This is a genomic window from Pseudonocardia alni, from assembly GCF_002813375.1.
Lineage (GTDB): Bacteria > Actinomycetota > Actinomycetes > Mycobacteriales > Pseudonocardiaceae > Pseudonocardia > Pseudonocardia alni.
Genome location: NZ_PHUJ01000003.1, coordinates 4,851,724 through 4,864,123 on the forward strand (window position 1 = coordinate 4,851,724; position 12,400 = coordinate 4,864,123).

Annotated in this window: 13 protein-coding genes; 6 read left to right on the top strand and 7 right to left on the bottom strand. The window is 74.4% G+C overall.

Annotated elements, in window-relative coordinates; translation table 11 throughout:
* Positions 1–33: 33 nt before the first annotated feature.
* The 6 genes from ATL51_RS23885 to map all read left to right on the top strand — a co-directional run bounded on the left by ATL51_RS23885 (position 34) and on the right by map (position 5,373).
* Positions 34–867, top strand: a complete 834-nt coding sequence (locus ATL51_RS23885; RefSeq protein WP_100879998.1) for a GNAT family N-acetyltransferase — start codon at positions 34–36, stop codon at positions 865–867.
* A 101-nt stretch (positions 868–968) separates the two neighbouring features.
* Entirely contained in the window at positions 969–1,679 is a 711-nt protein-coding gene (locus tag ATL51_RS23890; RefSeq protein WP_100880909.1) for a CPBP family intramembrane glutamic endopeptidase, read from the top strand.
* Positions 1,680–1,717: 38 nt separating this feature from the next.
* Entirely contained in the window at positions 1,718–2,164 is a 447-nt protein-coding gene (locus ATL51_RS23895; RefSeq protein WP_073578154.1) for a MarR family winged helix-turn-helix transcriptional regulator, read from the top strand.
* 52 nt (positions 2,165–2,216) lie between these two features.
* Positions 2,217–4,049, top strand: a complete 1,833-nt coding sequence (locus tag ATL51_RS23900; RefSeq protein ID WP_100879999.1) for a penicillin-binding transpeptidase domain-containing protein — start codon at positions 2,217–2,219, stop codon at positions 4,047–4,049.
* Positions 4,050–4,106: 57 nt separating this feature from the next.
* A complete protein-coding gene (locus tag ATL51_RS23905; protein ID WP_301549168.1) occupies positions 4,107–4,490 on the top strand; it encodes a DUF3054 domain-containing protein in 384 nt (127 codons plus the stop codon).
* A gap of 25 nt (positions 4,491–4,515) precedes the next feature.
* On the top strand, positions 4,516–5,373 hold the full coding sequence (map, locus tag ATL51_RS23910) for a type I methionyl aminopeptidase (protein ID WP_100880001.1): 858 nt from the start codon (positions 4,516–4,518) through the stop codon (positions 5,371–5,373).
* A 24-nt stretch (positions 5,374–5,397) separates the two neighbouring features.
* On the opposite strand, the gene ATL51_RS23915 is transcribed toward map, so the two are convergent.
* The 7 genes from ATL51_RS23915 to ATL51_RS23945 are packed head-to-tail and all read right to left on the bottom strand — an operon-like array spanning position 5,398 to position 12,159.
* A complete protein-coding gene (locus ATL51_RS23915; protein ID WP_073578152.1) occupies positions 5,398–5,862 on the bottom strand; it encodes a peroxiredoxin in 465 nt (154 codons plus the stop codon).
* A gap of 32 nt (positions 5,863–5,894) precedes the next feature.
* Positions 5,895–6,704, bottom strand: a complete 810-nt coding sequence (locus ATL51_RS23920) for a DUF1295 domain-containing protein (RefSeq protein WP_100880002.1) — start codon at positions 6,702–6,704, stop codon at positions 5,895–5,897.
* Positions 6,701–8,065, bottom strand: a complete 1,365-nt coding sequence (locus ATL51_RS23925; RefSeq protein WP_100880003.1) for an SAM-dependent methyltransferase — start codon at positions 8,063–8,065, stop codon at positions 6,701–6,703. Before ATL51_RS23925 ends, ATL51_RS23920 begins: the two co-directional genes overlap by 4 nt.
* Positions 8,066–8,076: 11 nt before the next feature.
* Positions 8,077–9,384, bottom strand: a complete 1,308-nt coding sequence (locus tag ATL51_RS23930) for an SAM-dependent methyltransferase (protein WP_083659087.1) — start codon at positions 9,382–9,384, stop codon at positions 8,077–8,079.
* Positions 9,381–10,157: a DUF1365 domain-containing protein gene (locus ATL51_RS23935; protein ID WP_100880004.1), complete on the bottom strand. Its 777-nt coding sequence runs from the start codon at positions 10,155–10,157 to the stop codon at positions 9,381–9,383. The genes ATL51_RS23930 and ATL51_RS23935 overlap by 4 nt, the downstream gene beginning before the upstream one ends.
* On the bottom strand, positions 10,154–11,434 hold the full coding sequence (locus tag ATL51_RS23940; protein WP_100880005.1) for an NAD(P)/FAD-dependent oxidoreductase: 1,281 nt from the start codon (positions 11,432–11,434) through the stop codon (positions 10,154–10,156). The genes ATL51_RS23935 and ATL51_RS23940 overlap by 4 nt, the downstream gene beginning before the upstream one ends.
* Positions 11,431–12,159, bottom strand: coding sequence for an alpha/beta hydrolase (locus ATL51_RS23945; RefSeq protein ID WP_301549169.1), 729 nt, complete (start codon positions 12,157–12,159; stop codon positions 11,431–11,433). The genes ATL51_RS23940 and ATL51_RS23945 overlap by 4 nt, the downstream gene beginning before the upstream one ends.
* Positions 12,160–12,400: the final 241 nt, after the last annotated feature.

Here is a 12,400-nt window from a genome sequence, read left to right on the forward strand (position 1 = left end):
ACCGGACGGGCGTCGGCGTGGCATCATGAACCCGTGCTGAGGGTGGCCGGAGCACGGCTTCTCGACGATCGTCACCGCTCCGGGGTGCACGACGTGCTCGACGCCGACCCGGTCGCCGCGTGCATGGTCGCCTCCCGTATCGAGGCGGTCGGCCTCGACCCGTGGCGGCTCGGCGGTGAGCTGTGGTCCCACGGGGCCCCGGCGGACGGTCTGTGCTTCTCCGGGGCGAACCTGGTGCCGCTGCGCGGTGACCGGGCGGCGCTGCGTGCCTTCGCCGACCGGGCCCGCCGGGCCGGACGGGTGTGCTCGTCGCTGGTGGGGCGGGCCGAGCTCGTCCTGCCGCTGTGGGAGGACCTCGCACCGGGCTGGGGCCCGGCCCGGGAGATCCGGCCCGACCAGCCGCTGATGACCCTCGAACGGCCGCCGATGATCGCGCCCGACGCCCGGGTGCGTCCGGTCCGGATCTCCGAACTCGACCGCTACCTGCCGGCCGCCGTCGCGATGTTCACCGAGGAGGTCGGCGTCGACCCCCGCGAGGGCGACGGCGGGGCGGGCTACCGGGCCCGGGTCGCCGAGCTGATCACGTCCGGGCGGGCGTTCGCCCGGTTCCACGACGGTGAGGTCGTGTTCAAGGCCGAGATCGGCGCCCTATCGCGCACCGTCGGCCAGATCCAGGGGGTCTGGGTGGACCCGGCCTGGCGCGGGCACGGGCTCGGCACGGCCGGGACGTCGGCGGTCGCGGTCGCGCTCGCCGGGATGGGCCGCCGCGCCAGCCTGTACGTCAACGCCTTCAACGCACCGGCCCGGTCCGCGTACCAGCGGGTCGGGTTCGTGCAGGTCGCGCGGTTCGCCACCGTCCTGTTCTGAGCACGATCGGGTCGCGGTGCTTGACCGTGCCGCAACGGCACGGTGTCGACTCGGCCGTAGCTGCGGACATCCGCCGCGCCACCACGAGCAGGGAGGTCGTCGTGTCCCGTTCCAGCTCCGCGTCGCCGGTCGTCACCGGGACCGGTCCGCGCCCGGGGTGGGTGGAGGTCGTCGTCGGCCTGGTCGTGCTGGCCGCCGTCGCCTACGGGGGCGGACCGCTGGTGCTGCGGACCCTCGACCCCGGTCCGCTCGCCGGGGGCCTGTTCCTCGCGGCGCTGTCGGGGATCGCGGGCATCGCCGGGTTCGCCGCGGCCGTCGCGGTCCGGCGTCGCCCGCTGCCGGAGTTCGGCGTGCGGGCGACGACCGTGCGCTGGCTGCTGCTCGGCGCCGCCGGGGCGGTCCTGGCGTTCATCGTCAGCCGGCTGCTGGTGGTCGGGATGGTCGCGCTCGGGATCGAGCCGGAGAACATCCAGGGCGCCTACGCCGACGCGGGCAGCGGCGGGGCCTGGTCGGTGGCGCTGTCGCTGCTGTTCCTCGCGGTGCTGACACCGCTGGGGGAGGAGCTGCTGTTCCGCGGGGTGGTCACCTCGGCGCTGCTGCGCTACGGCGCCGTCGTCGGTGTGCTGGGCAGCGCCGTGGTGTTCGCGCTGGCGCACGGGCTGAACGTGGTGTTCCTGACGGCGCTGGTCGTCGGGCTGGTCGCGGGTGAGCTGCGGCGACGCAGCGGCTCGGTGTGGCCGGGGGTGGTCACGCACCTGGTGCACAACGCCATGGCCCAGGTCGTCGCGCTGGCGTTCGCCGGGGTGCTGTGAGCGACGGGCAGCTACCAGGCGCCTGATAGCGTCGGTCCGTGCCCGACGAGGACGTGCCGCTCTGGGAGCTCATCCGGACGGCCCACGTCGTCGCCCGGGGATTCCACCGGGTGTTCGCCCGGGCCGGCCTGACCGCGACCGGCTTCGGCGTGCTCGCCGAGCTCGCCGACCGCGAACGGACGGGCGGGCCGCCGCCGTCGCAGGCCGAGCTCGCCCGGATCGTGCTGCTGCGCCCGCAGAGCGTGGGGGAGCTGGTCACCGACCTCGTCGCCCGCGGCCTCGTCCGCCGCGACGGGCCGGGCGGCCGTGGCCGGCGGGCCGGTCTGGAGCTCACCGACGACGGCCGTGCCGCGCTGGAGCGGGCCCGGCCGCTGGTGCAGGGGTTCTCCGCACCGGAGGCGATCGGCCTCGACGCGGGCCGGACCGCGGAGCTGACCGCGATGCTGCGCACCGTGCGGGAGACGCTGGCCGCGGCGGAGGACTGACGGGGCGCCCGGACACCCGGGCCTCACACCGGGCGCGGCATACTCGCTGATCGTGATCGCCACCCTGCGGAAGCGCCCCCTGGTCCTGGCCGCCGCGATCGTCGTGCTCGTCGCGGTGGGTGTCGTGGTGGCGCTGCTGCGCCCCTGGGGAGGTGCCGGGACGACCGCCGAGCGGTACGTCACGGCCTGGGCCGCGGGGGACGCGCCGGGCGCGGCCGTCTACACCACGGACGCGGAGACGGCGGGCGCCTACCTGCAGAAGTCCCGCGACGACCTCGCCCCGGCCGGCATGACCGCCCGGGTGACCGGCACCCGCACCGACGGCGACCGCGCGACGTCGACGGTGGAGGTCGCCTGGGACCTGGGGCAGGGCCGGGCCTGGAACTACACCCTGGACCTGCCGCTCGTCGCCGCCGACGACGCCGCGGGCAACGACACCGGCTGGGCGGTCGACTGGTCGCCCGCCGCGTTCGCGCCGGGGCTCACCGACGGCCAGCGCCCGGTGACCCGCACCGTGACCGCCGCCCCGGCGCCCGTCCTCGACGCCGGCGGGGCCACGCTGCTCGCGCCCACCCCGGTCGTCACCGTCACCCTGGACAAGGCGCAGGTCGGGCAGGCCGCGGGTGGGCTCGGCTCCGCACTGGGCACGATCGACCCCGCGATCACGGCGTCGAGCATCACCGCGGGCGCGAACGCCGTGCCGGACGGGCAGGCCTACACCGTCGTCGTGCTGCGGGAGCCCGACTACCAGCGGGTCCGCGACCGGATCTACGACCTGCCCGGCGTCCGGTTCGTGTCCTCGACGCGCCTGCTGCCGCCCGACCAGGGCTTCGCGGGGCAGCTGATGCAGGGCGCCCGCGCCGACATCGAGAAGGCCGCCGGCGGGACGCCCGGCTGGTCGGTCGACGTCGTCGGCGCCCGCGGCGAGACCGTCCGCTCGGTGGCCGGGCAGCCCGCCGGGCCGGGGAAGCCGGTCACCCTGGAGCTGGACCGCACCGTGCAGGACGCGGCGCAGGCCGCCGTCGACGCCGACTCCAGGCAGGCCATGATCGTCGCGATCCGGCCGTCCACCGGGGCGGTGCTCGCGGTGGCGCAGAACGCGGCCGCCGACCGCGACGGCGCGCTGGCCCTGACCGGCCGCTACCCGCCCGGCTCCACCTTCAAGATCGTCACCGCGTACGGGGCGATGCCGGCGGAGAACCTCACCCCGCAGTCCCCGGTCGAGTGCCCCGGCACCACCGTCATCGACGGGCGCACCATCCCCAACGAGGACTCCTTCGTGCTCGGCACCGTGCCGCTGACCGAGGCGTTCGCGCAGTCCTGCAACACCACGTTCTCCCGGCTCGCCCTCGGCCTGCCCCCCGGCGGCCTCCCGGACGCCGGGAAGGCGCTCGGCTTCGGCGCGGACTGGAAGATCCCCGGGATGACGACGATCACCGGCACCGTCTCGCCCGCCACCGACGACCTGCAGCGGGCCAGCGACGGCTTCGGCCAGGGCGACGTCCTCGCCTCCCCGTTCGGCATGGCGCTCGTGTCGGCGACGGTCCAGCACGGCGCGCCCGTCACGCCGTCGCTGATCCGCGGGGCGACGACCGAGGCCGCCGTCGCGCCGGGCACCCCGGACCGTGCGGTGCTCGACCAGCTGCGCCCGATGATGCGGGCCGTCGTCACCTCCGGGACGGCGCGGGCCGCCGCCGGGCAGGGCGAGGTGTACGGCAAGACCGGCACCGCCGAGTACGCGGGCCCCGACGGCGGCAACCGCTCGCACGGCTGGTTCACCGGCTACCGCGGTGACCTGGCCTTCGCCACCCTCATCGTCGACGGCGGGTCGTCCGGGCCCGCGGTGCAGATGACGGCGCGCTTCCTGGCGGGCGTCCCGCGCTGAGCGACCGGCCGGGCGGCGGCGGGACGGCGTGGCGCCGGGCGCCCTACCCTGGTCGTCGTGCACCCCAGCCGGATCCCCGCCCTGGCGTTCGTGGCCGACCTCGTCGCCGTCGTGGTGTTCGCCGCCCTCGGGAGGCTGAGCCACGCCGAGGCCGACAGCGTGCTCGGCCTGCTCGGCACCGCGCTGCCGTTCGCGCTGGGGGCCGCGGCGGCCTGGGCGACGCCGTGGGTGCGGTCGGCGCCGGCGTCGCTGCGCGCCGGGGCAGTCGTGCTCGCCGGGGCCGTGGTCGTCGGGCTCGTGCTGCGGCTGGGGTTCCTGGGGCGGCTGCCGCTGTCGTTCGCCGTCGTCGCGACGATCTCGCTGGCGGTGCTGCTGCTGGGCTGGCGGGGGATCTCCGCCGCCGTCGCGCGGATGCGGGCCCCGCGCACCCCGACCCGCTGAGGGCCCCGGACGTACGATGGGGGTCATGTCGACCCGCACGCTGCTCGTCCCCGGTACGCCGACCCCAAGCCGCGAGGTGCCGTCGCACATCCCGCGTCCGGAGTACGTCGGCAAGCCGGCCCCGGCACGCAGCCGCCGCGGCGACATCCAGACGCCCGAGACGATCGAGCTGATGCGCCACGCCGGGAAGATCGCGGCCCAGGCGCTGCAGCTCGCGGGGGAGACCGTCCGCCCCGGCATCACCACCGACGAGATCGACCGCGTGGTCCACGAGTTCCTCGTCGACCACGACGCGTACCCCTCGACGCTGGGCTACCGAGGCTTCCCCAAGTCCTGCTGCACCAGCCTCAACGAGGTCATCTGCCACGGCATCCCGGACACGACCGTGATCGACGACGGCGACGTGCTCAACGTCGACGTCACCGCGTTCGTCGGCGGGGTGCACGGCGACACCAACGCGACCTTCCTCGCCGGTGACGTGTCGGAGGAGGCGCGGCTGCTCGTCGAGCGCACCCGCGAGGCCACGATGCGCGCCATCAAGGCCGTCCGCCCCGGGCGTGAGCTGAACGTCGTCGGCCGGGTCATCGAGTCCTACGCCAAGCGCTTCGGCTACGGCGTGGTCCGCGACTTCACCGGCCACGGCATCGCCCACGAGTTCCACTCCGGGCTGGTCGTGCTGCACTACGACCAGCCCGACGTGCACACCGTCCTCGAGCCGGGGATGACCTTCACCATCGAGCCGATGATCACCCTCGGCGGCATCGACTACGACACCTGGGACGACGACTGGACGGTCGTCACCCAGGACAAGTCGTGGGTCGCGCAGTTCGAGCACACCATCGTGGTGACCGACGACGGCGCGGAGATCCTGACCCTGCCCTGAGGCGGGTCCGCCCGGCGTGGGAGGTCAGGCGGCGGCGCGCTCGCGCAGGAGGGCCAGCGCCTCGTCGGCGTGCTTGTTCATGTCGGTCTCGGACCCGATCTCGGCGAGGACCGCGCGGTCCGGGCCGATCACGAACGTCCTGCGGCGGGTGTGGAAGTTCCCCGGGAGCCAGGCGCGGTAGGCACCGAAGGACTTCGCGACGGTGTGGTCGGCGTCGGACAGCAGCGGGAACCCGAGGCCGTTCGCGGCGGCGAACATGTTCTGCTTGTCCGGCCGGTCCGAGGAGATCCCGACCGGCTGCGCCCCGACCTCGGCGAACTCGGCCGCGAGGTCCCGGAAGTGGCAGGCCTCGGCGGTGCAGCCACCGGTCATCGCGGCCGGGTAGAAGAACAGGACGACGGGCCCGGCGGCCAGCAGGTCGGACAGCCGACGCGGTGCGCCGGCCTCGTCGGGCAGCTCGAAGTCGGTGGCGGTGTCGCCGACGGCCATGGTGTCTCCTCGGGTCGCGGGTGCGGGGTGGGTCAGGAACGTGGGGGCAGCGGGAGGAACCCGCTGGTGCGGCGGACGTAGTCGGCGTAGCCGGGGCGCCGGTCGGCGATGTCGCGTTCCAGCAGCGCCGCGCCGGTGCCCTTCATCAGGTTCGCCGTGATCACGGCGACCCCGACGAGGCCGATCAGCCCGGCCGGGTGGTGCAGGGCGAGGATGCCCAGGCCCCACCAGACGCAGGCGTCGCCGAAGTAGTTGGGGTGGCGGGTGAACCGCCACAGGCCGCGGTCCATCACCTCGCCGCGGTTCGCGGGGTCGGCGGTGAACCGGGCCAGCTGGGCGTCGCCGACGGACTCGAAGGTGAACCCGACCGCCCAGACGAGCACGCCGACCACGGTGACGGCGACCAGCCATCCGGTGGTCGCGGTGCCGTACTGGGCGACCTGCACGGGGAGCGAGACGACCCACATCACCGCGCCCTGGGTGAGGTAAACGCGCCGGCCGATCGAGCCGCGCTCGCGCAGGTCGACGTAACGCCGGTCCTCGGGCTTCCCGTGGTTGCGCCGCGCGATGTGGCGGGCCAGCCGCCCGCCCCACACCGCGACGAGCACGACCACCAGGGCGCGCCGCCAGCCGTCGCCGGTCGGGTCGAGGGCCGTCGCGGTCGCCGCGGTGACGAACGCGACCCACACGAACCCGAGCCCCCAGACGACGTCGACGCCGTCGTGCCGGCCGCGCCGCACCCCGATCGCGTACGCGAGGGCCATGAGCACGGCGACGGCGACGGCGGTGACGCCGAGGTTGACGGCCCACGCCGCCCAGGGGAACGGGTTCACTCCGGTCATGCTGTCGCGGCCGGCGACGGCGCGCCCGCCGGGGCGGACCCGACGGCCGGGTCGAGCCCCAGGATCCCGGTGCGGCTGCGCGGGAGCCCGGAGGCGCCGTCGGCGCCGGGGCGCACGGTCAGGATCTGGTGCACACCCATCCGGTTCTCCTCGAACGCCAGCGCCGCACCGGCCAGGTACAGCAGCCAGATCCGCCACTGCTCCTCGCCGATCATCCGGACCGCGGTGTCGCGGTGCGCCTGCAGCGTCTCCAGCCAGGGCCGGACCGTCCACACGTAGTGCTCGCGCAGCGAGTGGACGTCCACGACCTCGTGCCCGGCCTGCTCCAGGAACCCGAGCGTCTCACCGAGCGGGCGCATGTACATGTCCGGCGCGACGTAGGCCTCCATGAACGCGCCGCCGCCCGGTGCGGTGTTCGCCCCGACCGACCCGCGCGACATCTGCTGCAGCAGCAGGCGTCCGTGCGGGCGCAGCATGCGGTGCAGCTGTGCGGCGTAGACGCCGTAGTTCTCCTGCCCGACGTGCTCGCCCATCTCGATGGAGGACACGGCGTCGAAGGGCTGCTCGGAGATCTCGCGGTAGTCCTGCAACCGGATCTCCACCCGCTCGGACAGCCCCGCCCGGCGGACCCGCTCGACGCCGTAGTCGCGCTGCTGGGCCGAGAGCGTGACGCCGGTGGCGTGCACGCCGTAGTGCTCGGCCGCGTGCACGAGCAGCGAGGCCCACCCGCAGCCGACGTCGAGCAGCCGCATCCCCGGCGCCAGGCCGAGCTTTCGGCAGATCAGGTCCAGCTTGTCGCGCTGGGCGTCGACCAGGGTGTAGTCGGGGCCCTCGTCGCGGGTCCAGTAGCCGCACGAGTACGCCATCTGCGGGTCGAGCAGGAAGGCGTAGAACTCGTTCGACAGGTCGTAGTGGTGGCTGATCGCGTCGCGGTCGCGGCGACGGCTGTGCCGCCGCCCGCCCAGCCGGGCCTCCGACGCCGGCGGCCGCGGCGGGGTGCCGACGGCACCGAGCCGGGCCGCGGTGCCCAGCGCACCCAGCTTCTGACGCAGGTCGAGCGTCGCCGAACCGGTCCCCGGCTTCGCGAGCGCCCAGAACCGGGACAGCCCGTCGGCGACGTCACCGTCGACGGACAGGTCACCGGAGACGAACGCGCGGGCCAGGCCGAGCTCACCCGGCGCCCACAGCAGCCGGCGCAGGGCCCGGCGGCGGTTCACGATCACCGTCGGTGGGTTCGGGTCGGCGGGGGTGCCGGTCCGACCGGCCTCGCTGCCGTCCCAGGCGCGGAGCCGCACCGGGAGCGGGGCGCCGAGGACGTCCTCCAGGAGCGAGGTGAGGCGCTCCGCGGGGGTGGTGGTCATGGGGGCACCTCTCAGAAGGACGGGCGGCGCTGCAGCGAGAACTGGACGACGTCGAGGTAGCCGACGCGGAACCCGGCCTCGCAGTAGCCGAGGTAGAACTCCCACATCCGCCGGAACGTCTCGTCGAAGCCGAGCGCCTCGACCTCGTCCCACCGAGCGAGGAAGCGGGTGCGCCAGTGGCCCAGGGTGCGGGCGTAGTCGTAGCCCAGGCTCCGGCGCTCGGCGACGTGCAGCCCGCCGGTGTGCCGGGCGAGGTTGTCCTCGATGGCCTCGACCGACGGGATGATCCCGCCGGGGAAGACGTACTTGTGGATCCAGGTGTAGTCGTTGCGGGCGACCATCATCCGGTCGTGCGGCATCGTGATCGACTGCAGGCCGACCCGCCCGCCCGGCTTGAGCAGCCGGTCCAGTGCGGCGAAGTACGTCGGCCAGTACTCGACGCCGACGGCCTCGATCATCTCGACCGACACGACGGCGTCGTAGGAGCCCTGGGCCTCGCGGTAGTCGCGCAGCAGCACCTGCACCCGGTCGGCCACGCCCGCCTCGGCGAGCCGCGCCTCGGCGAGGGTCTTCTGCTCCTGCGAGATCGTCAGCGTGGTGACCCGGGCGCCGCGCTGCGCGGCCCGCGTCGCGAGCCCGCCCCAGCCGGTGCCGATCTCCAGCACGTGCATCCCGGCCTCGACGCCCGCCATGTCCAGGATGCCGTCGATCTTGCGTTCCTGGGCGAGGACGAGGTCGTCGGAACCGTCGGCGAACCAGCCGGCGGAGTAGGACATGGTGTCGTCGAGGAACAGCGAGAACAGCTCGTTGGACAGGTCGTAGTGGCGGTGGATGTTCTCCCGCGACCCCTCGACCGAGTTGACCTCGGCGGTGGGCCGGCGGGCCTCGGCGAACCGGCGGCCCAGCCGCTGCAGGGCGGGCGGCACCAGCGTCGACAGCCGGGCGGCGAACGGGGTGAGCAGCCCGGGCAGGTCGGTGGTCGTCCAGTCGCCGACCATGTACGACTCGCCGAAACCGATCTTGGAGTTCGCGCCGAGCCGGTGGAAGAACGCCGACGGGCGCTCGATGCGCATGACCGGCGAGGTCGGGCCGCCCGCACCGAGCCGCTCCCCGCCGGGGAACACCACACGCACCGGCAGCGACCGGACCGCGTTGCGGAACAGCGACTCCGCGATCCGGGCCTTGGCCGGAGCCACGGGCGGTGTCGCCAGACCGGGCCACACACCCTCGTTGGGGCGGGGCACGGCGTGCGTGCGGGGCCGGGTGCCGCGCGCGCCACCGGAGGTGGGCACGGCGATCCCGTCGTGCTGCATGGTCATCGCGTGACCCCTTCCTGGTGCTGATCCTGTGTGGAGTGTTCGTCGGGGAGGCCCGCGCGGTTCTGTGGTGGCCGGGCCGGTTTCGGCACGACCGGCAGCTTCGTCCACAGCGCGATGCCGTGCCGCCGGATCAGCGCCGCGGTCCGCTGGGTGACCAGCGGGCGGCGCAGCACCGTGCGCGCCACCTGCCGGGTGGTCGCGGGCCTGCGGATCCCCGCCAGAGTGGCGACGAACGCGGGCGCACCGTCCTGGTGCAGCGTGATCGCGATGCCGAGCCGGTCGTCGGGCTCGGGCAGGCGCATCGTGTAGTGGCCGTCGACCGTGAGGAACGGCGAGACGTAGAACTCCTTGTCCACGCCCGCCCGCCCCGACGGGTCGGGGTGCAGCAGGTAGCAGTGCCGCTCGCCGTAGGTGTTGTGCACCTCCGCGACCACGCAGGCGAGGGTGCCGTCGGCGCGGTGGCACCAGAACACCGAGATCGGGTTGAACACGTAGCCGAGCACCCGGGCGTGGGCGAGCATCAGGACCCGGCCCCCGGCCAGGTCGATGCCGTGCGCGGCCAGGTAGGTGTCGACGTTCTCCCGGATCCCGCGCTCCGGGTCCCCGAGGTGGTCGCGGGCGTCGAAGCGCGCGAACGGGCGCAGCCAGAACGGCAGCCGCGGCAGCGCGTCCAGGTCGACGAGCCAGTAGTAGATCGGGTGCGAGAACGCCGTCTCCAGGTCGCGCCGGCGGGCGTGACGGACCTCGGCGTCGTAGAGCGCAGGGGTGCTCACCAGCTCACCCCGAGCGCGCGGGCGGCGCGCACGCCCGAGGCGCAGCCGTCCTCGTGGAAGCCCCAGCCGTGGTAGGCACCGGCGTAGGCGGTGACCGGGGTGTTCAGCTCCGGCAGGCGGCGCTGGGCGGCCACCGAATCCGGCGTGTACACCGGGTGCTCGTAGGTCATCCGCGCGACGACGGCGTCCGGGTCGATCCGCCCGGCGCCGTTCAGCGTGACCACCCAGTCGTCGGGGTCGGTGAGGCGCATCAGCCGGTTCATGTCGTAGCTGACCAGCACGGGCGCCTCGGCCGTGTCCGCGCACGCGGGCTTGAGGTAGTTCCAGGACGCGCGGGCGCCGGGCCGGCGCGGCAGCAGCGAGGTGTCGTGGTGCAGCCAGGTCTCGTTGCGGGAGTAGGTGAACGCCCCCAGCACGGCCCGCTCGTCGGCGGTGGCGCCGTCGCCGAGGACCGCCAGCGCCTGGTCGGGGTGGGTCGCGAGCACGACGTGGTCGAACGCGGCGACGGCGTCGGCGTCGTCGCGGACCTCGACGCCCGCGGTCGAGCGCAGGACCGAGCGGACCGGCGTCGCGGTGCGCACCGCCGGGAGCTGCTTGACGACACGGTCCACATAGGAGCGGGACCCGCCGGTGACGGTCCGCCACTGCGGAGAGCCGCCGATCCCGAGCATGCCGTGGTGGTCGAGGAAGGTGAACAGGTAGCGCGCCGGGTAGTCCAGCGAGAGCGCCGCGCCCGCCGACCACACGCAGGACACCACCGGGATCATGAAGTGCTGCACGAAGTAGCGGGAGTAGCCGCCGATCGCGAGGAACGCCCCGAGCGTCACATCGCCTGCGGACTCCCCGGCCAGGACCCGGCGTGCGTGCCGGTGGAACCGCACGACCTCGCCGAGCATCCGCAGGTAGGCCGGCCGGGCCGCGTTGGAGGCCTGCGGGAACAGACCACCCAGCTTGCGGGCACCGGCGTACTCCAGCCCGCAGCCGTCGCAGCGCACCGACATCGACATGTCGGAGTCCTGGGTGGACACCCCCAGCTCGCCGAACAGGCGCAGCAGGTTCGGGTAGGTGCGGTCGTTGTGGACGATGAACCCGGAGTCGACGTGGGTGGTCCCGCCGTCCGAGGACGCCAGCTCGTGGGTGTGGGCGTGCCCGCCGGGGCGGGCGTCGGCCTCGTACAGCGTCACGTCGTGGCTGCGGGACAGCAGGTAGGCGGCCGTCAGACCGGACACCCCGCTGCCGACCACGGCGACGGTCGGACGCGCCTGCGGTGCACTCACCTGTCAACTCCTTCGAGGGCGACCCGCAGCCCGGCCGGGGCGGGTTCCGCCATGGCGTTCGCGATGACCGGGTCACGGGGTTCGGCCCCGAGCTCGCCGAGTGCGAAACGTCGCACCAGGGAGGTCCAGTCACCGGCGCGGCGGAGCATGGCGTGGCCGTCGCCGAGCACGTCGAAGCGGGCGACCCGGTCGGTCACGGACCGGGCGCGCAGGGCGTACGCGTAGGACGCCGCGGGGTCGGTCATCCGCTCCCGGTCGCCGTGGGCGATCAGCACCGACCGCCCGGCGAGCTGGTCGACCGTGTCGGAGCCCTCCAGCCAGGGGGCGAGCCCGCACACCGCGACGACGCCGGGTGCGCCCGCCGCCCGCAGCACCGCACGGGCTCCCATCGAGTGGCCGACGAGCACGACCGGGCGTCCCGGGTAGCGGCGCGCGAGCTCGTGGACGGCCCACTCGGCGTCGCGGTAGGCGTCCATGGCCGGGCCGTTCCAGCCCTTCAGCCGGTAGCGCAGCAGGTGCACCGCGACGCCCGAGCCCGCCTCGGTCCGGTGGGCGCGCCCGCCGCGCTCCAGGGAGTGCGCGAACGGCAGCATGCGCAGCAGTGCCAGCCCGCGCCGGGCGGGCGCCGTGGAGTGCGACTTCCCGCCGTGGGCGACGAGCACGACACCGGCCGGTTCGGGGTGTCGGTCGCCGGCGTTCTCCAGCCACGGACTCGGATCGGGCACGGGGCGCCTCGCAGGGGACGGGGTGCACGGGGCACCGGGACGGTCTCGGCGCGTGTTCGTCCGACGGCCCGGTGGTGGCCGGTCGGTGGGACCGTCCTCACATCGGGTCGGCCCGGACACGGTCCGCGACCGGTGCGTATCCGTCGACCCTAGATCGGGTCCGCAGTACCTTGCTCGTCGAGACATCTCGGCGCGTGGGGATCGGTCGAACGGGTGAGGTGTGCATCACCCCCGGTGGTCA

Bases quoted from the DNA above. Each gene is read 5' to 3' on its own strand.
- map (WP_100880001.1), top strand. From the start codon at position 4,516: ATGTCGACCCGCACGCTGCTCGTCCCCGGTACGCCGACCCCAAGCCGC.
- ATL51_RS23925 (WP_100880003.1), bottom strand. From the start codon at position 8,065: ATGACCACCACCCCCGCGGAGCGCCTCACCTCGCTCCTGGAGGACGTC.
- ATL51_RS23915 (WP_073578152.1), bottom strand. From the start codon at position 5,862: ATGGCCGTCGGCGACACCGCCACCGACTTCGAGCTGCCCGACGAGGCC.
- ATL51_RS23920 (WP_100880002.1), bottom strand. From the start codon at position 6,704: ATGACCGGAGTGAACCCGTTCCCCTGGGCGGCGTGGGCCGTCAACCTC.
- ATL51_RS23930 (WP_083659087.1), bottom strand. From the start codon at position 9,384: ATGACCATGCAGCACGACGGGATCGCCGTGCCCACCTCCGGTGGCGCG.